This is a genomic window from Oryzicola mucosus (assembly GCF_014534685.1).
Lineage (GTDB): Bacteria > Pseudomonadota > Alphaproteobacteria > Rhizobiales > Rhizobiaceae > Oryzicola > Oryzicola mucosus.
This window is the reverse complement of sequence record NZ_JACVVX010000002.1, coordinates 392062-418093: the sequence shown is the minus strand read 5'-3', so window position 1 is coordinate 418093 and position 26032 is coordinate 392062. Positions and strand designations below refer to the sequence as shown.

17 protein-coding genes are annotated in these 26032 nt (G+C 64.6%); 15 read left to right on the top strand and 2 right to left on the bottom strand.

What is annotated here, in order from left to right; genetic code table 11:
- Window positions 1-120: 120 nt before the first annotated feature.
- The 10 genes from ICI42_RS08415 (at window position 121) to ICI42_RS08370 (ending at window position 19786) form a co-directional block, all read left to right on the top strand.
- Complete coding sequence (locus ICI42_RS08415) at window positions 121-5589, top strand: alpha-2-macroglobulin family protein (protein WP_188164106.1); 5469 nt, start codon at window positions 121-123, stop codon at window positions 5587-5589.
- 247 nt (window positions 5590-5836) lie between these two features.
- Complete coding sequence (pbpC, locus tag ICI42_RS08410; RefSeq protein ID WP_188164105.1) at window positions 5837-7927, top strand: penicillin-binding protein 1C; 2091 nt, start codon at window positions 5837-5839, stop codon at window positions 7925-7927.
- Window positions 7928-8074: 147 nt separating this feature from the next.
- Window positions 8075-9103 carry a sulfate ABC transporter substrate-binding protein gene (locus ICI42_RS08405; protein ID WP_188164104.1) on the top strand — a complete coding sequence of 343 codons (1029 nt, stop codon included), beginning with the start codon at window positions 8075-8077 and terminating at the stop codon, window positions 9101-9103.
- 20 nt (window positions 9104-9123) lie between these two features.
- Window positions 9124-9975: a sulfate ABC transporter permease subunit CysT gene (gene cysT / locus ICI42_RS08400; RefSeq protein WP_188164103.1), complete on the top strand. Its 852-nt coding sequence runs from the start codon at window positions 9124-9126 to the stop codon at window positions 9973-9975.
- Window positions 9968-10852, top strand: a complete 885-nt coding sequence (gene cysW, locus ICI42_RS08395; protein WP_188164102.1) for a sulfate ABC transporter permease subunit CysW — start codon at window positions 9968-9970, stop codon at window positions 10850-10852. The genes cysT and cysW overlap by 8 nt, the downstream gene beginning before the upstream one ends.
- 12 nt (window positions 10853-10864) lie before the next feature.
- Window positions 10865-11908: a sulfate/molybdate ABC transporter ATP-binding protein gene (locus ICI42_RS08390; protein WP_188164101.1), complete on the top strand. Its 1044-nt coding sequence runs from the start codon at window positions 10865-10867 to the stop codon at window positions 11906-11908.
- A 113-nt stretch (window positions 11909-12021) separates the two neighbouring features.
- Window positions 12022-15363 carry a transglutaminase family protein gene (locus tag ICI42_RS08385; RefSeq protein ID WP_188164100.1) on the top strand — a complete coding sequence of 1114 codons (3342 nt, stop codon included), beginning with the start codon at window positions 12022-12024 and terminating at the stop codon, window positions 15361-15363.
- A gap of 36 nt (window positions 15364-15399) precedes the next feature.
- The gene (locus tag ICI42_RS08380; protein ID WP_230980222.1) at window positions 15400-17781 is read left to right on the top strand and encodes a circularly permuted type 2 ATP-grasp protein; all 2382 of its coding nucleotides are present in this window, start codon (window positions 15400-15402) and stop codon (window positions 17779-17781) included.
- A 5-nt stretch (window positions 17782-17786) separates the two neighbouring features.
- Window positions 17787-18665 (top strand): transglutaminase family protein, encoded by an 879-nt coding sequence (locus ICI42_RS08375; protein WP_188164098.1) that lies wholly within the window; start codon window positions 17787-17789, stop codon window positions 18663-18665.
- Window positions 18666-18685: 20 nt separating this feature from the next.
- Window positions 18686-19786 (top strand): NADH:flavin oxidoreductase/NADH oxidase, encoded by a 1101-nt coding sequence (locus tag ICI42_RS08370; RefSeq protein ID WP_188164097.1) that lies wholly within the window; start codon window positions 18686-18688, stop codon window positions 19784-19786.
- 60 nt (window positions 19787-19846) lie between these two features.
- Here ICI42_RS08370 and ICI42_RS08365 read toward each other — a convergent pair whose 3' ends face one another.
- Window positions 19847-21166, bottom strand: coding sequence for an NAD(P)H-dependent oxidoreductase (locus ICI42_RS08365; protein ID WP_188164096.1), 1320 nt, complete (start codon window positions 21164-21166; stop codon window positions 19847-19849).
- Window positions 21167-21275: 109 nt separating this feature from the next.
- On the bottom strand, window positions 21276-21722 hold the full coding sequence (locus tag ICI42_RS08360; RefSeq protein ID WP_188164095.1) for a MarR family winged helix-turn-helix transcriptional regulator: 447 nt from the start codon (window positions 21720-21722) through the stop codon (window positions 21276-21278).
- Window positions 21723-21870: 148 nt separating this feature from the next.
- Here ICI42_RS08360 and ICI42_RS08355 point away from each other — a divergent pair, with 148 nt between their 5' ends.
- From ICI42_RS08355 to ICI42_RS08335, 5 genes are all read left to right on the top strand, one after another.
- Complete coding sequence (locus ICI42_RS08355) at window positions 21871-22953, top strand: WD40/YVTN/BNR-like repeat-containing protein (RefSeq protein WP_188164094.1); 1083 nt, start codon at window positions 21871-21873, stop codon at window positions 22951-22953.
- 1 nt (window position 22954) lies between these two features.
- Window positions 22955-23236 carry a MoaD/ThiS family protein gene (locus ICI42_RS08350; RefSeq protein WP_188164093.1) on the top strand — a complete coding sequence of 94 codons (282 nt, stop codon included), beginning with the start codon at window positions 22955-22957 and terminating at the stop codon, window positions 23234-23236.
- Between the two features lie 178 nt (window positions 23237-23414).
- Entirely contained in the window at window positions 23415-23933 is a 519-nt protein-coding gene (locus ICI42_RS08345; RefSeq protein WP_188164092.1) for a DUF1269 domain-containing protein, read from the top strand.
- Window positions 23934-24066: 133 nt separating this feature from the next.
- Window positions 24067-25539: an alpha/beta hydrolase gene (locus ICI42_RS08340; RefSeq protein WP_188164091.1), complete on the top strand. Its 1473-nt coding sequence runs from the start codon at window positions 24067-24069 to the stop codon at window positions 25537-25539.
- Window positions 25540-25667: 128 nt separating this feature from the next.
- Complete coding sequence (locus ICI42_RS08335) at window positions 25668-25979, top strand: glycine zipper 2TM domain-containing protein (RefSeq protein ID WP_188164090.1); 312 nt, start codon at window positions 25668-25670, stop codon at window positions 25977-25979.
- Window positions 25980-26032 lie beyond the last annotated feature (53 nt).

Genomic DNA, 26032 nt, shown 5'->3' with positions numbered 1-26032 from the left:
CTCGAAGACAAGCACGTCTTCTGATATGGGGATAGGGTTTCTCCCGCATGCGGCCATATTGACACGGTATAAGACAAGCGGAACATGCAGGTCTCTGCGTGGACGTGATGGGAGGGGACGATGAGGTTCTTCAAAACGGTTTTGGCGACGGCGCTGTTTGCCGCCCTGTTCTCTTCCGGCGCACTGGCGCAGTCGGCGGAGCCGCGCATGGTGGTGACCACCGAAAACAGCGACTACTTCGGCTTCGACCTCAGATCCGAACAGAACGTTACGCTCGACCAGTGCAAGACCTCATGTCTCGGCGACACCCAATGCCGCTCCTTTACCTATAACACCAAAGCCAAGTGGTGTTTCCTCAAATCAGATTTCGCGACGATAAAGCCGTTCAACGGCGCGGTCGCCGGCAAGATCGTTGCCTTCAACAGCCAGCCCGACATCGGCGCGCCCGCGGCTCTCAGCTTCGTGCCGGCATGGATGGTGGACGAAGCCCGCATGTACCGCGCGAGCCTGACCAACGGCTCAGTCGCGGTCGGCGCGGAGGGCCTTGGCGGCCTGACCCAGGCTGGCGATGACGCCATGCGCACCGCCGATCCCCGTAACGCGATGGGAAAATTCACCTCGGCCATCGCCATCCAGCCCGACGACGGCACGCTGTGGATGAAGCTCGCCCGGTCCATCATGGCCACCCCACCCGCCAATGCACAGGAGCGAGTCCAATTCCAGCGCGACGGCTCGTCGGCGGCCTACAACGCCTATCTGCTGCTGCGCACCGCCGACACCCGAGCCGAAGCGCTTGCCGTCCTGGCCGAAGCGCTCGACCGCCGCGAACTGTTCCGCCCTGCCCTGCAGGCCTATGAGGCGAGCCTCTCCTTCGCCAACGATGCCGGTGTCCGCGCGGCCTATGAAGACCTGAAGGCGCGCAAGGGTTTCCGCATAGTCGATCACAGCATCGATGCAGACACCGCCTCGCCGCGAGTCTGCGCCCAGTTCTCGGAACAACTGGTCAAAACCGGAGTCGACTACGCGCCTTTCGTCACGGTGGATGACGCGGCACCCAAGGGCGTCGAAGCCAAGGACCAGCAGCTGTGCGTGGACGGGCTCGAGCATGGCAAGCACTATCGCGTTGCCTTCCGCGCCGGCCTGCCGGCCGCTGTCGGCGAGGTGCTGACCGCGCCGATTGTGCTCAGCGTTTATGTCCAGGACCGCGCCCAGACCGTACGCTTCACCGGCGATGCCTTCGTGTTGCCGTCGCACGCCCGCCGTGGCATCCCCGTCGTCAGCATCAATATGGAAGCCGCCGACCTGAAGGTGTTCCGCATCGGCGACCGCTCGCTGGCGCAGCTTCTGTCGGGCTATCAGTTCCTGCGCCAGCTCGATTCCTACGATCTCGACAGCATCCGCGATCAGATGGGCGAACCCGTCTGGCAGGGCGAGATGGAGATCGCCAACCAGCTCAACAAGGAAGTCACCACCAGTTTCCCAGTCGACCAGGCCCTGCCCAACCGCAAGCCGGGCGTCTACGTGCTGACCGCCCAGCCCCTGAACGACCGTTCCGACAATTGGGATTCGCGCGCCACGCAATGGTTCGTCATATCCGACATCGGCCTGACCACCTATACCGGGCAGGACGGGCTGCATGTGTTTGCCCGCTCGCTCGGCTCGGCCAAGCCCCTCGCCAATGTCCAACTGACGCTGCTCGCCCGCAACAATGAGATCCTCGGCACCGCCACCACCGACGCCGAAGGCCGCGCCACGCTGACGGCCGGTCTCGTTCGCGGCGAAGGCGGCATGGCGCCGGCAGCATTGATGGCCAGCGGAGCGGACGACGATTTCGTCTTCCTCGACATGACCCGGGCCGGCTTCGACCTGTCCGACCGTGGCGTCACCGGTCGCGCCTCGCCCGGCGCGCTCGACGTCTATGCCTGGACCGAGCGCGGCATCTACCGCGCCGGCGAGACAGTGCATGCCGCGGCCCTTGCCCGCGACAGCGCCGTCGACGCGGTCGAGAACCTGCCGCTGACCTTCGTCTTCTCACGGCCCGACGGCGTCGAGGATCGCCGCATCGTCACCGACGGCACAGCCGCCGGCGGTCATGCCGCGCAGCTTGCGCTGTCCAGTTCGGCCATGCGCGGCACCTGGAGTTTCAGCATCTACACCGACCCGAAGCAGCCGGCCGTCGCCAGCCGCAACTTCCTGGTCGAGGACTTCGTGCCCGACCGCATCGAATTCGACATGACCGCCGACCGCAAGGAAATGGCTGCCGGCGACACCGCCACTATCGAGATCGACGGCCGCTTCCTTTATGGCGCACCGGCCGCCGGACTTGCGCTGGAAGGCGAAATCGCGCTGACCACCTCGCGCCAGTGGGACAGCTTCAAAGGCTATTATTTCGGCCTGGCCGACGAGCAGCAGGGCGACGCCACGCGCATTCCGCTGGAAGACCTGCCTGTGATCGGTGACGACGGCAAGGCCACGTTCCCCTTCACCCTCGATCAACTGCCCTCCACCACAAGGCTGGTGAATGCCGGCGTGACGGTGCGGATGCGCGAAGGCGGCGGCCGTGCCGTCGAACGCTCCCTCGACATCTCCATCCGGCCGAAAACCACCGCCATCGGCATCCGCCCGGATTTTTCGGGCGACGAGGTTCCCCAAGGCGGCGTGGCCAAGTTCAGCCTGCTGGCAGCAGACCCTTCAGCCGCCCGCCAGGCGTTGCAGGGCGCGCAATGGTCGCTGGTCAAGGTCGAGCGCAACTATCAATGGTATCGTTCCGGCAGCAGTTGGAACTATGAGCCGATAACCCAGACCAAATCGGTTGCCAGCGGCACGGTCGATATCGCTGCCGATGGCGACGCCACCATCAGCATGCCGGTCGACTGGGGCCGTTACCGCCTTCAGGTCGAGACTGCCGATCCGGAAGGCCCGGTTTCCAGCTATGAATTCGATGCGGGCTGGTACGTCTCCGCCACCTCGACCGAAACGCCCGACGGGCTGGAAATCGCCCTCGACAAGGACAGCTATACGATCGGCGACGTGGCCAAGCTGAAAGTGTCGCCGCGCTTTGCCGGCGAGCTTCTCGTCACCATCGGTTCAGAAACGCTGCTCAAGACCGTGACGGCCACCGTGCCGGAAGGCGGCAGCACCGTCGACATCGCCGTGGGCGAGGATTGGGGCGCCGGCACCTATGTGACGGCCACGCTGTTCCGTCCGGGCGACGCGCGCGAATCCCGCATGCCGGGCCGCGCCATCGGCCTGAAATGGCTGAAGATCGACCCTGGCGCCCGCAAGCTCGATGTGTCGATGACGCCGCCGGAAAAATCCGAGCCGCGCCAGATGCTGCCGATCCCCGTCTCCGTCGCAGGAGCGAAGGCTGGCGAAAAAGCCTATGTCATGGTCGCAGCCGTCGATGTCGGTATCCTGAACCTGACGAAATACACCGCGCCCGATCCGGAGGAATGGTACTTCGGCCAGCGCATGCTGGGGCTCGAACTGCGCGACCTCTATGGCCGCCTGATCGACGGCTCTCTGGGCACGACCGGCAAGCTGCGCACCGGCGGCGACGGCGGCGCGGTCACCGCCCAGGGCAACCCGCCGACCGAAAAGCTCGTCGCCTTCTTTTCCGGCATCGTCGAACTCGATGCCGAGGGCAAGGCGCTGGTTTCCTTCGACATTCCGCAGTTCAACGGCACGGTGCGCATCATGACCGTGGCCTGGACCAAGACGGCCGTAGGTCACGCCTCGACCGATGTCATCGTTCGCGATCCCGTGGTCATCACCGCCGGCCTGCCGCGCTTCATGGCCCCCGGCGACGCCACCACCATGCGGCTCGACGTGGCCAACACCGACGCGCCCGACGGCGACTACGCGCTCGCCATCGAGACCGGCGGCGGCCTGACCGTCAGCGACGTGCCGGCCATAATCAGCCTGACCGCCGGCAAACGCGAAACGCTGACCGTACCGCTGAACGCACAGGCTGCGGGGACCGGCGGCATCACCGTGCGCCTCACCCATCCCGACGGCCTCAGCGTCGAACAGAACCTGTCTCTGCCCGTCCGCCCCGGCCAGCTTCCGATCACCACGCGCATGGTCGTCGACCTCGCCGGCAATGGCGGGTCGCTGCGGGTGGACAAGGAACTGCTCGCCGCCAGCATCCTGGAAGATGCCTCGGTCAGCGTCGGCGTCTCGCAGACCTCCGCCTTCGACGTGCCGTCGCTGCTGATGAGCCTCGACCGCTACCCCTATGGCTGCGCCGAGCAGACCACCAGCCGTGCGTTGCCGCTGCTCTATGTCAGCGACTTGTCCGTCGAATCGGGCATGGCCGCCGATCCGGATCTGCGCGAGCGGGTGCAGAGCGCGATCTACCGCCTGATGAACTATCAGTCGTCAGCCGGCAGCTTCGGCCTCTGGAGCCCTGGCTCCGGCGATCTCTGGCTGGATTCCTACGTCACCGACTTCCTGACACGTGCTCGCGAACAGAAATACGATGTGCCCGAGGGTGCGATGATGCAGGCGCTCAGCAACCTGCAGAACTCGCTTTCCTATGACATCGATGTCGAGGATCGCGGCAGCGAGATCGGCTACGCGCTCTATGTGCTCGCCCGAAACAAGAAGGCCTCCGTCGGCGACCTCCGCTATTATGTCGACACCAAGCTCGAAGCCTTCTCCAGCCCCATGGCGGTGGCCCAGCTCGGCGCCGCGCTTGCGCTGTACGGCGATGCCCAACGGTCGCAGCAGGCCTTCTCGACGGCCCTTCGCCTGATGAAGTCCAACACCACCTATGACTGGCATCGCGGCGACTACGGTTCGCGCCTGCGTGACGGTTCCGCCGTCCTCGCGCTCGCTGCCGAAAGCCGGCCCGTGCCGCCGGTCATCCCGGAACTGATGAAACTCGTCTCCGCCGAACGCGCCAAGACCCGCTGGACCAGCACCCAGGACGATGCCTGGATGCTGCTTGCGGCGCGGGCGCTCAAGGCCGGCAACGACGCCATCGCGCTTACCGTCAATGGCAGTGCGCATAAGGGCGCCTATGCACGGGAGGTGAGCGGCGCGGACCTGTTGAACGAGCCGATCACGGTGACCAACACCGGCCAAAGCGCGCTGCAGGCGGTTGTGACAACGGTGGCCGCCCCGGTCGAACCGCTTCCGGCCGGCGGCGACGGCTTCACCATCGAACGCACCTACTACAGCATGGATGGCGAGGAGGCGAACATCACCCAGGCCGCTCAGAACGAGCGGTTCCTGGTGGTGCTCAAGGTCACCGAACTGCATGACTGGCCGTCGCGGCTCCTGGTGACGGACATGCTTCCGGCCGGCTTCGAGATCGACAACCCCTCGCTCGTGTCGAGCGCGGATCTGTCGAACTTCGACTGGCTGGCGCAAACGGAAGCCGCCCATCTCGAGTTCCGCAACGACCGTTTCGTCGCGGCCCTCGACCAGGGCGAAGGCTCAGATTCCGAGTTCACCCTCGCTTATGTCGTCCGCGCGGTCACGCCGGGCATCTACACTCATCCGGCCGCGCAGGTGGAGGACATGTACCGTCCGCAGTTCTCCGCCCGCACCGCCACCGGCATGATGGAGGTGACCGAGCCGTGAGCGGGATGACGATAAACGCGGTCGCGGTTCAGTCGTCCCCCTCACCGTCTCGCCCTTCGGGCTCGCCACCTCTCCCCCATGTCATGGGGGCGAGGAACCCTCGTCTTGCATTGCCCGCTCTCTACGAAGCAGCGGTTCCTCTCCCCTGCGAAGCGGGGGAGAAGTGGTTTGCGAAGCAAACCGGTGAGGGGGCGATCGCACGACAGCCGAAAGCGGAATTTCACCTTCCGGCAGCGGGCTGAACCCCATGCGGCCCAAAACGTTTCGCTGGATCGCAATCTCTGCAGCTTCTCTAGCCGCCTTGACGACGGTCAGCGTCGGTGGATTCTTCGCGCTCGACGCTGCCTACCCGCCCCCGCTGCCGGAAAAGACCTCGACCTCCAGGGAGGTCGTCGACCGCGACGGCCAGCTCCTGCGCGCCTTTGCCACCCCAGACGGACGCTGGCGTCTCAACACGACTGTTGAGCAGGTCGACCCGCAATTCGTCGACATGCTGGTCGCCTATGAGGACAAGCGCTTCTGGAATCACAGCGGCGTCGACGTCATCGCCCTGCTGCGCGCTGCCGGCCAGTTTGCCGGCAATGGCCGCATCGTGTCCGGCGGCTCGACCCTGTCGATGCAATTGGCGCGGCTGATCGAGCCGCGCGCCAACCGCAGCCTGTTCACCAAGGCAAGGCAGATGTTCCGCGCGCTGCAGATCGAACGGCGGCTGGCCAAGCGCGACATCCTCGACCGCTATCTGACGCTTGCGCCCTATGGCGGCAATCTCGAAGGCGTCCGCGCGGCGTCGCTTGCCTATTTTGGCAAGGAGCCCAAGCGGCTGACCGTCTCCGAATCGGCGCTTCTGGTCGCGCTGCCGCAACTGCCCGAGCGTCGCCGGCCCGACCGCAACGCCGAAGGTGCGAGCAAGGCGCGCGACCGCGTGCTGGACCGGATGGTGCATGCCGGCAATTTGTCGGAACGGGAAGCTGCGCGCGCCGCACTGGAAACCGTGCCGTCCTATCGCCTTGCCCTGCCCTCGCTCGCCCCCCATGCGACGGAGGCGGCGTTGCGCAATCGACCGGAAGCGGAAACCCACCAGCTCACGCTCAAGAAAAGCGTCCAGCAGGGGCTGGAAGCGGTGGCGCGCGAGGCCGCGACGAAGCTCGGCCACCGCATCTCCGTCGCCATGGTCCTGGCAGATGCCCGCACCGGCGAGATTCTCGGCGCGGTCGGCTCGGCCAATTTCTTCGACGCAAGCCGTTCCGGCTGGATCGACATGACCCGCATCAGCCGCTCGCCCGGGTCGACGCTGAAACCCTTCATCTACGGGCTCGGCTTCGAACAGGGGCTGATCGCGCAGGAGACCATGATCGAGGACCGACCGACCGATTTCTCGGGCTATCGGCCGAAGAATTTCGACATGGGCTATCAGGGCGATGTGACGATCCGGCAGGCGCTGCAATTGTCGCTCAACGTTCCGGCCATCCGCCTGCTCGACGCGGTCGGCCCCGCCCGCCTGACCGCACGGTTCCGACAGGCGGGCGTCACCCCCTCCCTGCCGCCCGGCGAGACGCCCGGCCTTGCCATCGGCCTGGGCGGCGTCGGGCTGACCTTGCGCGACCTCGTCCAGCTCTATACCGGCCTTGCCAATGGCGGCACCGCCAAGGCCCTGCGCGACGGCACCGAAGCAGAGACACCGCAGTCGCTCGCCAACGGCATTGTGCTGGAACAGCAGGCTGCATGGCAGGTCTCCGACATCCTTCTCGGCGTCCGCCCTCCCGACGGCGCGCCCGCGCGCGCCATCGCCTACAAGACCGGCACATCCTACGGCTACAGAGACGCATGGTCCGTCGGCTATGACGGCCGCTATGTGCTCGGCGTCTGGGCAGGCCGCGCGGATTCCGGCGCGGTGCCCGGCCTGTCCGGCTATGTTTCGGCAGCACCCATCCTGTTCGAAGGCTTCGTGCGTTCCGGCCTGCCCAGCATCGCGCTGCCCCGAGCACCCGCCGGCGCGCTGCATACGGCCCGCAACCAGCTGCCGGTGACGCTGACGCGCTTCACACCGCCGAACCAGTTGCCCACCGTCGCCTCCGTCACCGAACCAGCGCCGCAGATCGTCTTCCCACCCAACGGTTCGCGGATAGACCTCGGCGTGTCGATCCAGGAGACATCGCCGCTGGTGCTCAAGCTTCAAGGTGGCCGCGCACCGTTCCGCTGGCTCGCCAATGGCAAGGCGTTGACCGGGGTGGAACGACGGCGCGAGGCCACCTGGCTCCCCGACAGCGCGGGACAATCAACGCTCACCGTCATCGACGCCGCCGGCAGATCGGCGAGCGTCAGCATTTTCGTCGAGTGATGCGTGCCCGCACGCCGAACGGTTTTTTCTGCTTTTCTGGCAAAAACGTGATGACCGTTTCGCCCGCCGCTCGAAATTAGCAATAGCCGCGCAATCAAATTTCTATAAAATCACTAGGGTATGCCTGACATCAACGGAGGCACACCCATGGCTGCATTACGATCGCGCTTCATCCTGGCTGGCGTGGTTGCGGGCATGGTCCAGCTCGGCGGGCTCGGACTGGCTTACGCAGACACCACGCTTTTGAACGTTTCCTATGATCCGACCCGGGAACTGTACAAGGATTACAACGCAGCCTTCGCCAAGCATTGGCTTGCGGAAACCGGCGAAGCCGTCACCATCCAGCAGTCGCATGGCGGCTCGGGCAAACAGGCCCGCTCGGTCATCGACGGCCTCGATGCGGATGTGGTGACGCTGGCGCTGGAAAGCGACATCACCGCCATCGTCGAAAATTCCAAGAAAATCGCCCCCGACTGGCGCGGTCGGCTGGACAACAACTCTTCGCCATACACGTCCACCATCGTCTTCCTGGTGCGCAAGGGCAATCCAAAGGGGGTCAACGACTGGGGCGATCTGGTCAAGGATGGCGTCCAGATCATCACCCCGAACCCCAAGACATCGGGCGGCGCACGCTGGAACTACCTGGCGGCCTGGGCCTGGGCGCATCAGCAGTATGGTGGCGACGAAGCCAAGATCAAAGAATATATTGGCAACCTCTTCACCCATGTTCCGGTTCTCGACACCGGTGCGCGCGGCTCGACGGTGACCTTCGCCCAGCGCGGCCTCGGCGACGTGCTGCTGGCATGGGAAAACGAAGCCTATCTCGCGCTCGACGAGTTCGGCGCCGATCAGTTCGACATCGTCATCCCGCCGTCCTCGATTCTCGCGGAGCCGCCCGTCACGGTGGTCGACGCCAATGTCGACGCCAAGGGTACGCGCAAGCAGGCCGAGGCCTATCTGAAGTATCTCTACTCGGAGGAAGGCCAGCGCATTGCGGCCAAGCACCACTATCGTCCGTCCAAGCCCGAACTTGTCCCGGCCGACGAACTGCAGAAGCTGCCCGAACTCAAGCTGATCTCCATAGACGATCCGATCTTCGGCGGCTGGGCCAAGGCGCAACCCTACCATTTCGGTGACGGCGGTATCTTCGACCAGATATACAAGCCTGCGAAATAAAGAGCGGTCATAGAGACGACATGAGCACAACACCCGCCCAGGCGGGGTGGCGGTTCAAGGCGCCGAGTGTCATTCCGGGTTTCGGATTGACACTCGGCTTCTCACTTGCCTACCTCACGCTGATCATCCTCATACCGCTCGCCGGCCTGTTGTGGCGTTCGGCCTCCCTTGGCTGGGCGGATTTCTGGGCCATTGCCACCGACGAACGCACCGTCAAGGCGCTTGAAGTGTCGTTCGGGACGGCCATCGTCGCGGCCCTCGTCAATGTCGTCTTCGGCACCATCGTCGCCTGGATCCTGGTACGATACCGTTTTCCCGGCCGCCGCATCGTCGATGCGATGGTCGACCTGCCCTTCGCCCTGCCCACCGCGGTCGCAGGTATCGCGCTGACCACGCTTTACGCCCCCAATGGCTGGATCGGGCAATTGCTGATGCCGCTGGGCATCAAGGTCGCCTATACGCCGCTGGGCATCGTCATTGCGCTGATCTTCATCGGCCTGCCCTTCGTCGTGCGCACCGTGCAGCCGATCATCGAGGAGATCGACAAGGAGGTCGAGGAAGCAGCCGCCACGCTTGGCGCCAACCGCTGGCAGACCATTTCGCGCGTGCTGCTGCCGGGCCTGGCGCCCGCCATCGTCACGGGTTTCGCGCTCGCCTTCGCCCGTGGTGTCGGCGAATATGGCTCGGTCATCTTCATCGCCGGCAACCTGCCCTATGTGTCGGAAATCGCGCCGCTGCTGATCGTCATCCGGCTCGAGGAATATGACTATGCGGCTGCGACCGCCATCGCCTCCATCATGCTTGGCCTGTCCTTCGCCATGCTGCTCGTCATCAATCTGATCCAGTCATGGAGCCGCAAACGCTATGGCTGAACAGGTGACCTCCTCCAATCCCGGCCGTTACGCCACCGGATCGGCCGCCACGGCAGAGCGGTTGATCACCCGGATCATCCTGATGGGCGTGGCTTTCGCCTTCCTCGCCATCTTCCTGGTCATGCCGCTGGTCATCGTCTTCACCGAGGCGTTTTCGCGCGGCTTGGCGCCGTTTTTGGAAAACATCGCCGATCCCGACACGCTGTCCGCGATCAGGCTGACGCTGATCGTCGCCGCCATTTCGGTGCCACTCAACCTCGTCTTCGGCGTGGCCGCCGCCTGGGCCATCGCCAAGTTCGAGTTCAAGGGCAAGGCGTTCCTGATCACGCTGATCGACCTGCCCTTCTCGGTCTCGCCCGTCATTTCGGGCCTGGTCTATGTTCTGCTGTTCGGTTCCACCAGCCTCCTCGGACCGTGGCTAAAGATGCACGGTATCGTCATCCTCTTCGCCGTGCCCGGCATCGTGCTGGCGACGGTGTTCGTGACCTTCCCCTTCGTGGCGCGCGAACTGATCCCGCTGATGCAGGAACAGGGCACCGGCGACGAGGAGGCAGCGCTGTCGCTGGGCGCCAATGGCTGGCAGACCTTCTGGTTCGTCACCTTGCCCAACATCAAATGGGGCCTGCTCTATGGCGTGTTGCTGTGCAATGCGCGCGCCATGGGCGAGTTCGGCGCGGTGTCGGTGGTGTCCGGCCATATACGCGGCGTGACCAACACCATGCCGCTGCATGTCGAAATTCTCTACAATGAATATAATGCCGTCGGCGCTTTCGCCGTGGCTTCCCTGCTGGCCGGTCTCGCCCTTGTGACGCTGGTCCTGAAGACCCTTCTCGAAATGCGGTACGGCGCAGAAATCGCCGCCACGCGCGGGCACTGACAGAGGCATTTTATGGAAGTTCGCGTTTCCAACGTCCGCAAGGAATTCGCCACGTTTCCGGCGCTGCACGACGTTTCTCTCGATATCAAGTCCGGCGAGCTGATCGCACTGCTCGGCCCGTCCGGCTCCGGCAAGACGACGTTGTTGCGCCTGATCGCCGGACTGGAGGAGCCGACGCGCGGCCAGATCTATTTCGGCGACCAGGACGCCTCGCATCGCTCCATCCAGGAACGCAATGTCGGCTTCGTGTTCCAGCATTACGCTCTTTTCAGGCACATGACGGTGGCCGACAATATCGGCTTCGGCCTCAAGGTCCGGCCCGGTGCGACCCGGCCGTCCAAGGCAGATATCCGCCGCCGTGCAACGGAACTGCTCAATCTGGTCCAGCTTCCGGGCCTTGAAAACCGCTATCCCGCGCAGCTCTCCGGTGGGCAGCGGCAGCGCGTGGCGCTGGCTCGCGCCATGGCGATCGAACCCAAAGTGCTGCTGCTCGACGAGCCGTTCGGCGCGCTCGACGCACAGGTCCGCCGCGAATTGCGCCGTTGGCTGCGCGAGATTCACGAGGCCACCGGCCACACCACCGTCTTCGTCACCCACGACCAAGAGGAAGCGCTGGAGCTTGCCGACCGTGTGGTCGTGATGAGCCAGGGCCGGATCGAACAGGTCGGCACCGCCGACGATGTCTACGACCACCCCACATCGCCCTTCGTCTACGGGTTCATCGGCGATTCCAGCACGCTTCCCGTCAAGGTCGAAAACGGTCAGGTCTGGGTGTCGGACCGCCCAATCGGCCTGCCCATCACGTCAGGCGAGCCGGATGGGCCGGCAACGCTCTATTTCCGTCCGCATGAGGTCGACCTGCTCGACGACTGCGGCGGCTGCATCGCCGGCACCGTCGTGGCAAGCCGTCGTGTTGCAGGCACGCGGCGGGTGGAGCTGGAAATCGGCGGTGGCCGCGAGCGGGTGGAGATCGAACTGCCGATCGAACATGCAGCGACGCAGAAGAGCCGTATCGCCTTCCGTCCGCGACGCTGGAAGGTTTTTCCCACCGCTTAGGCGGAAACCGGAAGCGCCGGACGGGTGCTGCGCTGCAATAAGCGCTTGGAGTAGGAGGGGTTCCTGTGTGAAGCTAAGCGCAGCAGCTACAGTCAGCGCACGACAGGAACCTTATGGCGATTCTCGCGGCCGTTTATCATCTCACCCACTACAAATATGACCGCCCGGTGGTGCTGGGTCCGCAGGTCATAAGACTGCGCCCCGCCTCGCATTCGCGCACCAAGGTTCTGTCGCATTCGCTGAAGGTCTCGCCGGCGAACCACTTCGTCAACATGCAGCAGGACCCCTACGGCAATTTCCTTGCCCGCTTTGTCTTTCCCGAGCCGGTGATGGAATTGAAGATCGAAGTCGACATGGTTGCTGACATGACCGTCTACAACCCCTTCGACTTCTTCGTCGAGGAAAGTGCGGAAACCTTCCCGTTCGAATATCCCGAAGATATCCGCGAAGATCTGGCGATCTACCGCGCACCGGAACCCGCCGAACCGTTTCTGGTCGATTTCCTCGCCTCCATCGACCGCACGCCGCGCAACACTGTCGACTTTCTCGTCGAGCTTAACGCCCGCATCCAGCGCGAAATCGGCTATGTCATCCGCATGGAACCCGGCGTTCAGACGCCCAACCAGACACTCGGAAGCGCTTTGGGCTCATGCCGGGATTCGAGCTGGCTTCTGGTGCAGGTTTTGCGAAATCTGGGTTTTGCCGCGCGCTTCGTTTCGGGATATCTGATCCAGCTCAAACCCGATCTCGTCTCGCTCGACGGTCCGGCGGGCACAGCTCAGGACTTCACCGATCTGCACGCCTGGTGCGAGGTCTACCTGCCCGGCGCCGGCTGGATCGGCTTCGATCCGACATCGGGCCTGTTGACGGGCGAAAGCCATGTGCCGCTGGCCGCAACACCGCATTACCGCAACGCCGCCCCCATCAGCGGTCTCGCGAGCTTCGCCAATGTCGAATTCGATTTCGACATGCGCGTCACGCGCGTGGCCGAGCATCCCCGCATCACCAAGCCGTTCTCGGAAGAGAGCTGGCAGGCTCTGGATACCCTGGGCAAGTCCGTCGACGCGGTGCTGAAGGAACAAGACGTTCGCCTGACCATGGGCGGCGAGCCGACCTTCGTCTCCATCGACGATTTCGAATCCGCCGAATGGAACACGGCGGCCGTCGGCCCGACGAAACGCGAAAAGGCCGACGACCTGATCCGCCGTCTGCGCGACCGCTTCGCGCCGGGCGGTTTCCTGCATTACGGCCAGGGCAAATGGTATCCCGGCGAAAGCCTGCCTCGCTGGACCTTTTCGCTTTACTGGCGCGCCGATGGCGAACCGGTGTGGAGCGATGCGTCGCTGATCGCGCGCGAGAAACAGGATGCCGGCGTCACCCCGGACGATGCCCAGAAGCTGATGGCCGCCATGGCCGAAGAGCTCGGCATCGAACCGACGATGATCGCCGAAGCCTATGAGGATCCAGGCGAGTGGCTGCTCAAGGAAGGTAAGCTGCCCGACAATGTCGATCCCGCCAATTCCAAGCTGGAGGACCCCGAGGAGCGCAACCGCATGGCGCGCGTTTTCGAACGCGGCCTGACGACGCCTTCGGGCTATGTGCTGCCCGTCCAGCGCTGGAACGCTGCCGCCACGGGCCAGCGCTGGCGTTCGGAAAAGTGGACGACGCGACGCGGGCGCCTTTTCCTCGTGCCCGGCGATTCTCCGGTCGGCTACCGCCTGCCGCTCGGCTCGCTGCCCTATGTGCCGCCGGCGCAATACCCCTATGTCGTGCCGGTCGATCCTTCGGTCGAGCGCGGCGCGCTTCCCAGCCACGACAAGCTGTTGCCCGGCGAACTGCTGACCGATGCCGAACACGAGCAGACGGCAGCCTCCTTCACTGCCGCGGCGCCGCAGCAGGAGCGGATCGAGCAGGCGCTGGGCGAAATCGGCGGCGCGGTCCGCACCGCCATCTCCGTCGAGCCTCGCGACGGTCGCCTCAGCGTGTTCATGCCGCCGGTCGAGGCTGTCGAAGACTATCTCGAACTGATCGCCGCCGCGGAAGCCGCCGCCAAGAAGCTCGGCCTGCCGGTGCATATCGAAGGCTATGCACCGCCGCACGATCCGCGCCTCAACGTCATTCGCGTCGCCCCCGACCCCGGCGTCATCGAAGTCAACATCCATCCCGCCGCCAACTGGCAGGAATGCGTCGCCACTACCGAAGCCGTCTACGAAGAGGCGCGGCAGTCGCGCCTGGGTGCCGACAAGTTCATGATCGACGGCCGCCACACCGGCACAGGCGGCGGCAACCATGTCGTGGTCGGCGGCGCGACGCCGAACGACAGCCCGTTCCTGCGCCGGCCCGATTTGCTCAAGAGCCTTGTGCTCCATTGGCAGCGTCACCCGTCGCTGTCCTATCTGTTTTCCGGCCTGTTCATAGGGCCTACCAGCCAGGCGCCGCGCATCGACGAGGGCCGTCACGACGGGCTCTACGAACTGGAAATCGCCCTGTCGCAGGTTCCGCATCCCGACAAGGGCTCCGCCCCCCTGCCCTGGCTGGTCGACCGGCTGTTCCGCAACCTTCTCGTCGACATGACCGGCAACACCCATCGGTCTGAAATCTGCATCGACAAGCTGTTCTCGCCCGACGGGCCGACAGGCCGCCTCGGCCTGGTCGAGTTCCGCGGCTTCGAGATGCCGCCCAATGCGCGCATGAGCCTGGCCCAGCAGCTTCTCGTCCGCGCCATCATCGCGCGGTTGTGGAAGACGCCGCTCGACGGCCGTTTCGTGCGGTGGGGCACCTCGCTGCACGACCGCTTCATGCTGCCGCATTATGTCTGGGCCGATTTCCTCGACGTGCTGGACGATCTCAAGCAGCACGGCTTTACCTTCCGTCCGGAATGGTTCGCCGCCCAGCTCGAATTCCGCTTCCCCTTCTGCGGCGAGGTGGAATATGGCGGCGTGAAGCTGGAACTGCGCCAGGCGCTGGAGCCGTGGCACGTCATGGGCGAACAGGGCGCCATCGGCGGCACCGTGCGCTTCGTCGATTCCTCCGTGGAACGCCTACAGCTCCGCGCCGAGGGGTTCAATCCCGAACGCCACGCCATCGTCTGCAACGGTCGCATGGTGCCGATGCGGCGCACCGATACGCGCGACGTGGCCGTCGCCGGCGTGCGCTACAAGGCATGGCAACCGGCGTCCGGTCTGCATCCGGTCTTGCCGGTCAACACGCCGCTGGTGTTCGACATCTACGACCGCTGGACCGGCCGGGCGATCGGCGGCTGCATCTATCACGTCGCCCACCCCGGCGGCCGCAACTACGATACTTTCCCAGTCAACTCCAACGAAGCCGAGGCCCGCAGGCTGGCGCGCTTCGAAGGCCAAGGCCATACGGCCGGAAACTATCGCCTGGCCGAAGAGTATCCTTCGGAAGACTTCCCGCTGACCCTTGACCTGAGGCGTCCACCCCGATTGTGATCGAACATGGAAACCGCAGATCAGAAGCGAGTCGCAATGCCTGTTCAGGGCGGGAGCTTGCTTGCGGGCTATCGCCCGCTCGACGGCGTTCCGGATGAAATGGTCGACGCGGCCGGCGAGACCCGTCCCGTCTGGAAACCCTTCATCGCCGCCCTCGACGCACTCGGCCCGGACGAGCTGTCGCGTCGTTTCGCGCGCGCCGACCAGTATCTGCGCGACGCCGGCGTCTATTACCGCGTCTACGACAATGTCGGCACCAATGAGCGCGAATGGCCGCTGGCGCATGTTCCGATGCTCATCGACGAGCCGGAATGGCGCACCATCAGCGCCGGCCTGGTGCAGCGCGCCGAACTGTTCGAATCCATCGTCGCCGACATCTACAGCGACAACACGCTGGTGCAACGCGGGCTGCTGCCGCCCGGGCTGATCGCGTCGAGCCCGGAATATCTCCGTCCCGTCTCGGGGGCCGTGCCCTCGGGGGGTCATTTCCTGCATTTCTGCGCCTTCGAGCTCGGCCGTGGCCCGGACGGGCAGTGGTGGGTGCTGAGCGACCGCACCCAGGCGCCGTCGGGTGCGGGTTTCGCTTTGGAAAACCGCGTCGCCACCACACGCGCCCTCTCCGACATCTATGGCGACATGCCGGTTCACCGCCTCGCCGGTTTCTTCAGGGGCTTTCGCGACGCGCTGCACGATCTGGCAGCCGCCGAGTCCGGGCAGCTTGCGATCATGACGCCCGGTCCGCTCAACGAAACCTATTACGAGCATGCCTACATCGCCCGCTATCTCGGCATCATGCTTCTGGAAGGCGAGGACCTGACGGTCACCAAGGGCCGGCTGATGGTCCGCACCGTCTCCGGGCTGAAGCCTATCAGCGTGCTGTGGCGCCGCCTCGATGCCTCCTTCGTCGACCCGCTCGAACTCAATCCTGTGTCCCGCCTGGGTACGCCGGGGCTGGTCGAAGCCGTGCGCAACGGCTCCGTCTCGATGGTCAACGCCTTGGGATCTGGCATTCTCGAGACGCGCGCACTGCTCGCCTTCCTGCCGCGCATCGTGCGCGCGCTTCGCGGCGAGGAGCTGATCCTTCCGTCGATCGCGACCTGGTGGTGCGGCCAGGGCTCCGAGCGCCGGCACGTCATCGACAAGATCGACCGGCTGATGATCGGCCCCGCACTGTCGACCCGCATGCCCTTCGAAGACGAAGGCGCGACCCGGCTGGGCTCGTCGCTTTCGCCAGAGGAAAAGGCCGAGCTGATCGCCCGCATCGAAGCGGACGGTCCAGCCTTCGTCGGGCAGGAAGCGGTGACCTTGTCGACGACGCCGGTCTTCGTCGGCGGCGCTCTCGTGCCCCGCCCCGCCAGCCTGCGCGTCTATCTCGCCCGTACCGAAAACGGCTGGAGCGTCATGCCCGGCGGCTTCGCCCGCGTCGGCTTCAGCCAGGACCCGACGGCGATTGCCATGCAACGCGGCGGCCAGGCCGCCGACGTGTGGGTCGTCGACAGCGGTCCGGTCGACCGCGACACGCTTTTGCCCGGCGAGCGCGGCGCCTTCAGCCGGGCGCAGCTTGGCAGCCTGCCCAGCCGCGCGGCAGAAAATCTGACCTGGCTGGGCCGCTACATCGAGCGGGCGGAAGACATGGTGCGCATCCTGCGTGCCTATCATGTCCGGCTGGCCGAGACCTCGGACCCCGACATGCCGCTGCTTGTCGAAACACGCGACTATCTCGAGCCGCTGGGGATCGAGGTCGATTCGGCCATACCCGCCGGGCTGATCGGCGTGATCGACAGCGCGGTCTACAGCGCCGGCCAGATTCGCGACCGCTTCTCGCCCGATGGTTGGCTCGCTCTGCGCGACCTGTCCAAGACGGTCCACGACTTCGCTTCCAAGGTGGCACCGGGCGACGATGCCGTGCGCGCCATGACCGTTCTACTGCGCAAGCTGTCGGGCTTCTCGGGCCTCGTGCACGAAAACATGTACCGCTTCACCGGCTGGCGGTTCCTGGAGATCGGGCGGCGGCTGGAGCGCGGGATTCAGATCGCCCGCTCGCTTGCCTGGCTGGGGCGCGCCGATGCGCCGGATGGCGCCTTGGACATGATGCTGGAGATCGGCGACAGCGTGATGACTCATCGCCGGCAATACACCGCCCACACCGACCGGCGCACCGTCATCGACCTACTCGCGCTCGATCCGCTCGACCCGCGCTCCATCGTCTTCCAGCTCGAACGGCTCAAGGAAGAGATTGACACGCTGCCGGGAGCCAGCCGCGGCGGACATCTCTCGCCGGTGGCCAAAGAGGTGCTGAAGCTGCACACCGCGCTTGCGGTCAAGGAACCAGGCGACATGTCGCCGGAAGTCCTCGACCAGCTGGCATACGACATTGGCGGGCTCTACAGCAGCCTGTCGAAATCCTACTTCGGTTGAGCGCCATGCAATACGACATCAAGCTCAGGATGAATTACGATTACGCGGATGGCGTCGGCGGCGGGCGGCACCAGATCCGAGTGCTGCCGCTCAACCTTCCAGGGGTGCAGCGCGTGGTCGCCGCCGCGCTGAGTTTTTCTCCGCAACCGGCGGAACGCTCTGATTTCGTCGACTTTTTCGAAAACAACGTCACCTCCGTCGCCTATCGCAGCGCGCATGAAAGCCTGTCGGTGCAGATGACGGCACGGGTGATGGTGGCGCGTCCGGAACCGGGTTTCGACGTGTCGCCAACCTTGGCCGATCTCAAGGACGAGTTGCTGGCGCTGCTGTCGCTGGTGCCGCTGTCGCCGCATCACTTTCTCGCCGGCACGCCCTTCGCCGTGCCCAACGGGGACATGACCGGCTATGCCGCCGAGAGCCTTTCGCCGGGCAGGTCGGTGGCCGCCATCGCCCACGACCTCTGCCACCGCATCCATACCGACTTCACCTATGACGGCGAGGCCACGACCGTCACGACCAATGCTGCCCAGGCTTTCGAGCTGAAGAGCGGGGTCTGCCAGGATTTCAGCCATGTCATGATCGCCGGCCTGCGCGGGCTCGGCATTCCGGCGGGGTATGTCAGCGGCTTTCTGCGCACCATTCCGCCGGCCGGCAAGGAACGGCTGGAAGGCGCGGACGCCATGCATGCCTGGGTCAAGGTCTGGTGCGGGCGCGAGGCCGGCTGGATCGAGTTCGACCCGACCAACGACATGCGCGCCTCCAACGATCACATCATCGTGGGTTACGGCCGCGACTATTCCGACGTATCGCCTATCGTTGGCGTCCTCAAGACCACCGGCGGACAGGCTGGCGAACAGCTGGTCGACGTCATTCCAGTAACCTGACATCCCATCCGGAGCAAAGCATGACCGCGAAGCTGTTTTCGCCGATAACCCTCGGCGGCCTCGAATTTCCCAACCGCATCGCCGTGGCGCCCATGTGCCAGTATTCCGCCGACGACGGTTCGGCGACCGACTGGCATCTCTATCACTGGATGAATCTGGCCATGTCGGGCGCGGGCATGATCACCGTCGAGATGACGGATGTGGAACGGCGCGGCCGCATCAGCCATGGCTGTCTCGGGCTCTATTCCGACCACAACGAAGCTGCCGCCAAGCGAGCCTTGGATGCTGCAAAAGCCGTGGCGGCACCCGGTGTGAAGTTCGGGACGCAGCTTGCCCATGCCGGACGCAAGGCATCCAACAGGCGCATTTGGGAAGGCAGCGGCCCGCTCGCCGCCAATGAAGACCCCTGGCCGGTCGTCTCCGCGTCCGCAATCGCTTACGACGACGGCTGGCAGGTGCCACGCGCACTGGAAGACGAGGAGATCGAGCACCTCATCGACCTTTACGAACGCTCCGCTCTCAGGGCCAGGCGCGCCGGGTTCGATTTCATCGAGCTGCACGGTGCGCATGGCTATCTGTTCCACCAGTTCCTGTCGCCGCTCTCCAACAAGCGCACCGACCGTTGGGGCGGCTCCCTGGAAAACCGGATGCGCTTTCTGGTCGAGACCGCGAAGCGGGTTCGCAAGGCCGTGCCCGACTTGATGCTGGGTACACGCCTATCCATCACCGAATGGGTGGATGGCGGCTTTTCGCCTGAAGAGGCGGTCGAAGTCGCAAAAGCGCTGAAGGCGGCAGGGGTCAGCTATATCTGCTGTTCGAGCAGCGGCAACGTGCCGGCTTCAGACATACCGCTGGGCGCGGGCTATCAGGTTCATCTGGCAACCGCGATCCGCGAGGGTGCGGACATTCCCGTGCGCGCCGTGGGCATGATCGACGATCCGCTGTTCGCCGAAAGCATCGTATCGGAAGGCAAGGCCGACATGGTCGCATTGGCCCGGCCGATGCTTGCAGACCCCCGCTGGCCGTGGCGCGCAGCCGCCACGCTCGGTGTCGATATCGAGACCGCTCCCCAATTCGTGCGTTCATTGCCGCTGATGAAGCGCTGGGTGAAAAAGGCCTGACAACCGATTTGGGGCAGAATACGGAGAGCCGGGCAGCATCGTTGCCCGGCTCGTCGTTTATCACAAGCCGTAGACGATCTTGTCCTGCCTTGCCCTGAGCTCGGCGATCTTGGAGCCGGGGGCGACGGCTGAATTGGCGTAGGTGAGCAGCTCGCCCTTCCTGATCGGCGCAGTCACTTTGCCGCCCTGCAACAGCCCGCACGGAATGGCCTTGGCGGCGCGCGCTTCCGGCACCGTCATGATCCAGGCGCGGTAGCAATACTCCCCGATCGCATCCAGCGTCTCCCCCTGCTGCATGTCCTTCTTGGCCACCGCGCAGACCTCCGCCACCGGCGTCGCCAAAGGCACCATGTCCGCCTTGCCGTAGAGAACCACCCGCGCGCAGGTCAGCGGCACTTCCAGCGAGGTCAGATGATAGGGCCGGTGGAAGGTGAAGTACGGGCCATGGCCCATCTTCAGATCCTCCATCCGCTCCGAAATCCGCGGATGCGACATATCGGCGATGACGAACACGCCGGGCGCCACCCCCTTGCCGATGGAATAGTCGACCACGCCGACCTTCGACAGCACGCCGCCATCCTTCTCAGGCACCAGCGTCTTGTTGAGTTCGCCCAGCGTCGCCGCCGGGCCGTGCATGCCGGGCTTGTCGGGCACCAGGCCGGTGGCATTCGCAATCGCCGCCATCTCGACCATCGTCTTGGAGCCGTCGACGAACTCCACCAGCATCCGCACATTCATGTTGCGGCGCTTGGCTTCCTCGGCATAGTCGTGCGGCACCGCATCGATGTTGAGCGGGTTGTTCTTGCCCTTGCCCGCCGCCACGATGGTGTGGCCCATCGCCGAGACGAACTCGATCAGCTCCATGCAGGACGACGGCTCGTCGCCCGCGCCCAGCGAATAGGTCACGCCCAGCCGGTCGGCCTCGTGCTTGAGATAGGCGCCGATGGTGACATCGGCCTCGACATTCATCATCACCAGATGCTTGCCGTGCTCCATCGCGCGCAGGCCGATCTCGGCCCCCACGGCCGGAACGCCGGTGGCGTCGATCACCACGTCGATCAGCCCGCTTTCCAGCACCAGGGACGCATCGCTGGTCACCGCAACCTTGCCCGCCTCGATCGCCTCGTTCAGCGCCGAACCGGTGGTCACCTCGCGCGAATGGCCCTCTTCCTGATAGGCGATGCTGACCGCCTTGCCGGCATTGGGCAGGTTCAGCTCCGAAATCGCACCGATCTCGATGCCGGGCATATGCGCCACCCGAGCCACGATGTCGGTGCCCATCTCGCCCGCGCCGATCAGGCCGATCCGAATCGGCTTGCCCGTCTTGCCACGCTCAATCAAATCCCGCGCCAGTCCAACCGGTGCTACATTGATAGCCATAGGCAATTCCTCCCAGAGGTCAGTTTTCTCCGCGCATTCGGTACCCGACAACAGCGCCTGCGCCAACGGATTTATCGCCACGGCCACCGGAATTGACGCTAAAAAGAACTCAGGAAAGTTTCATCAGGGCGCCGCGCAGCGTCTCCGGCATACCCTCGCCAAGCGCCTTTTCGATCTGCGCATGGGCAGCGATCCAGATCGGCGTCGCTTCCTTCAAAAGGCTTTCGCCCTCCGCCGTCAGCGACAGGCGACGGCCGCGCCGGTCATTCTTGTCCACCGCCACTTCGACCATCCCCCGCCGCTCCAGCGGCTTGAGATTGGCCGTCAGCGTGGTGCGGTCCATGGCGAGAAGCTGCGAAACGTCGCTGATCTTCGGTGGCTCCGGACGGTTGAGCGACATCATCAGCGAGAACTGGCCATGCGTCAGCCCGAGCGGACGAAACGCCTCGTCGAAGCGGCGCGCCAGGGACCGCGCCGCACGCTGCACATGCAGGCAGAGGCAGGTGTCGCGCACCAGGATCGTGACGTCATAGGGAACTTGCGATGGTTTTGACATGGCTCAATTAAGTTGATATCAACGCACATATAGCGTCGGGATGCCCGACTTGAAAGAAGAATAATGAGCCGGCATCGGGGTGCGACATTCCGCACGGCCCGCAAGGCGAGGAAGACAAGATTTAACCGGCGTCATGAAGGAGGAAGACATGGCCGCCTCAGTTCACATACTTCTCGGGACCAAGAAAGGCGTTTTCATCCTCGACGGAGACGAAAAACGCGCCGACTGGACCCTGCGCGGTCCCTTCTGCGAGACCTGGCCGATCAATCATGTCATCGCCGACCCCAACACCGGTGCCATCTATGGCGCGGGCGGCAATGAGTGGTTCGGCCCCGCCATCTGGAAATCCACCGATCTCGGCGAAAGCTGGAGCCATTCGAGCCAGGGTCTCAGCTATCCCGAAGGCGAAGAACCGATCACCTCGGCCTGGAGCGTCGCCGCTTCGAACGGCACGCTCTATGCCGGCGTCCAGCCTGCCGGCCTGTTTCGCAGCGACGATGCCGGGCAATCCTGGCAGCACGTCCATGGCCTGCGCGACCATCCGACCCGTCCCGACTGGTCGCCCGGCGGCGCGGGGCTGATCCTGCATTCGCTGGTCGTCGATCCGCAAGATCACGGCCGCATCTGGGTCGGCATCTCGGCCGCCGGCGTCTTTCACACAAGCGACGGCGGCAAGACCTGGGAGCCGCGCAACCTCGGCACCCGAGCCGATTTCATGCCCGAGGGCCAAAACTATCCCGAATTCGGCCAATGCGTCCATTGCATCGTCATGGCAGCCAACGCTACCGACCGCCTCTACCAGCAGAACCATTGCGGCATGTACCGCACCGACGATGGCGGCCGGAAATGGACGAGCATCGAGGACGGCTTGCCGTCGAGCTTCGGCTTCCCCGCCGCAGCCCACCCGCACGACACGGACACGCTCTATCTGCTGCCGCTCAACGGCGACATCAAGGGCCGTTATGTGCCGGACGCGGCCGCAGCCGTATGGCGCACGCGCGACGGCGGCAAGAGCTGGCAGGATCTGCGCGACGGCCTGCCGCAGCAGAACGCCTTTTTCGGCGTGCTCAGACAAGCCATGGCAACCGACCGGCTAGACAAGGCCGGCGTCTATTTCGGAACCAGTTCGGGTTCGGTTTTCGCCAGCGCCGACGAGGGCGACAGCTGGACCTGCATCGCCCAGCACCTGCCGACGATCCTGTCGGTCGAGACCTTGACCCGGACCGGCTGACATGGCGGCTTCGAACCAGACGGTCGTCGTGCGTCTGCCCGGCGTGTTGGTCGACCTGTTTCCCGGCGCGCCCCGACGCCTGGAGATGACGGCTGCGACCGTCGCGGAGGTGATCGACGAACTCGACCGGCAATTCCCCGGCATGGGCGACCGTCTGCGCGACACGCGGCCGGCCATCCGCAAGCACATCAACGTCTTCGTCGATGGCGACAAGCTGAAACTGAGCGCCCCTCTCCGACCGGGCTGTGAGGTTTTTATCCTCACGGCGATCAGCGGTGGGTAACGATGCTTTGCAACGGCAATTCCATCGACGTCCGATAGCAATATCTTATGGACGGAAGGAGGTGTCGAACCGGCATCCGGCTTGACGCAGGTCAAATTGAAAAGACATCTTCCGGTGTTACGGTTATTTCTGTTGCCGTCCTACACCAGCCGCGCCGCGGCCCATCGCGAGGAAACCCATGTCTACGCTCGTCGTCATTGTCTACCCGACCGAACAGAAGGCCGAAGAAGTCCGTCAGCATCTCTTCCAGCTTCAGAAAGAGCACCTTATTTCGCTCGCCGATGCCGTCATCGCCACGAAGACTGAGTCCGGCCACATCAAGCTGAACCAGCTCGTCAACACCACGGCAGCCGGCGCCGTCACCGGCAGCTTCTGGGGACTGCTCGTCGGTGTCATCTTCCTGAACCCGCTGCTTGGCGTGGCCGTCGGTGCCGCATCCGGCGCATTGGGTGGCGCGCTCACCGATGTCGGCATCGACGACACGTTCATGAAGGAACTGGCCGAGAGCATCCAGCCCGGCAACGGCGCTCTGTTCGTGCTGATCCGCGAAATGACCGAGGACAAGGTGCTCAAGGACATCCAGAACTTCGGCGGCACGGTTCTCAAGACCTCGCTGGACGAGAGCAAGGAACAGCTGCTGCGCGATGCCCTGCAAAAGCATGCCGACAGCATCAGCCCGGTACCGCCCGCGGTCTGAACCGAGCCCGACGCGGCAGTTCTAGAAAAGCACCGGGGCCTGCGACGGTGCTTTTCTTTGGACCGATTGACGCTGCTGCGTACAGCCTCTAGGCCTTGTCCAACGGGGCAATGCGAGCGCTTTGGGGAGCATCATGAAGGGGTTCGTCGTCAGGGGCGTCAAGCGGACCCTCAAATGGGTCGTCATGCTCCTGCTTGCCTGCGTGGTGACGGTGTTCGGCGTTCGCGCCTTCGATTCCCTGCGTGGACCGCCGCTGGAGGTCTGGCACAAATTCGTGCCCGATGAACTGTCGCCATCCGAGATCGACGCTGCCGACTGGACCGCCTATCTCGCCCACGAAGACGTGCTGTACGACGAAATCCTGAAAAACGTCACCGGCAAGCTCGACGTCGAGGACCGTGCGGCGTGGAACAGATACTTCGCCGGCAGCCCGATCAACCCGACAGGTTTCGCGCAAAACTACAACAGGTCCTTCCTGCTCATGCCGGACGGCGCGCCGAAGGGTGCGTCGGTGCTGCTGCACGGCCTGACCGACAGCCCCTACAGCATGCGGCACTTCGCGGAATACTATCGCGGCAAAGGTTTCGTGGCCGTCGTCATCCGCATGCCGGGCCATGGCACGGTGCCTGGCGGGCTGACGGAGGTGCATTGGGAATCCTGGATGGCGGCGACACGTCTGGCGGTGCGCGAGGCGGTCGCCCGGGCGGGGTCGAACGTGCCGCTGCATCTCGTCGGCTATTCCAACGGCGGTGCGCTCGCGGTGAAATATACCATCGATACGCTCGACGACCAGACAATGCCGAAGCCGACGCGTATCTCCTTGATGTCGCCGATGATCGGCATCACCGCCTTTGCGCGCTTCGCCGGTCTTGCCGCTATACCCGCCGTCTTCCCCGCCTTCGTCAAGGCGTCCTGGCTGGGCATCCTGCCGGAGTTCAACCCGTTCAAATACAATTCCTTCCCGGTCAATGCCGCACGCCAGTCCTATGAGCTGACGCGCGACCTGCAAGCCGCGATCAACCGGGTCGCGACCGCCGGACGCACGACGGAACTGCCGCCCATTCTCGCCTTCCAGTCGATCGTCGATTTCACCGTCAGCACACCCGCCGTCGTCACCGCCTTGTTCGACCAATTGCACAATGACGGCAGCGAACTCGTCCTGTTCGACATCAACCGCGCTTCCACCTTTTCACTGGTGATCGATCCCGCCGCCGACAGCGCCATCGCGCATATTCTCCCTCCCGGCCCACGGCGTTATGCCGCGACAATCATCGAGAACAGCGCCGGCTCTTCGGAAACGCGTGAGCGCCGCGCGGCTGCCGGTGATGTGACCGAGACACGCCGCGATCTCGGCATCGCCTACCCCTACGATCTCTATTCGCTGTCGCACATCGCGCTGCCGTTTCCGCTTTCGGACGGGCTCTACGGTATGCAGCCGGACCCGCTCGACGATTTCGGGGTGAATCTCGGCGCGCTCGCCTCGCGCGGCGAAGCCGGGACGCTGATCGCGTCGCTCGACACACTCATGCGGGCGTCCTCCAACCCGTTTTTCAGCTACATGGTTACGCGGATCGACGTAGGCGTGAATGCCGATCTCGCACGTTAGGAACGACTCTCATCCCCGCTCTGCAACCTACGGCCACCGTGGACGTTAAGGGGCAGTTGGGACACTGCCGCAATGGCACAGTCGCTTGTGCAGAAACAGCCGGGCGGCGACATAGGAGAGATCGGATCATGAACAAGCTGCTTTCAACCTTTGCGGTGCTGTCCGTTACAGCGATGGTTTTGACAGGGTGCAACACACCAGGCGAACGCGCGGTGGGCGGCGGCGTGATCGGCGCAGGTGCCGGCGCCCTCGCAGGCCAGGCCATTGGCGGCAACACGCGGAGCACGGTCGCTGGAGCGCTGATCGGCGGCGCGGCCGGCTCCCTGATCGGCGCTGCGAGCGCGCCTGGCCGTTGCCGCTACCAGGAAGTCGATTCACGCGGACGGCCCGTTTATGACAATTACGGTCGCCCGGTCACGTTCGAAGACCGCTGCCAGTAAGACTTCAGGTTTCTGGGTAGTCAAAGCAGGCTGGCATTCGCCGGCCTGCTTTT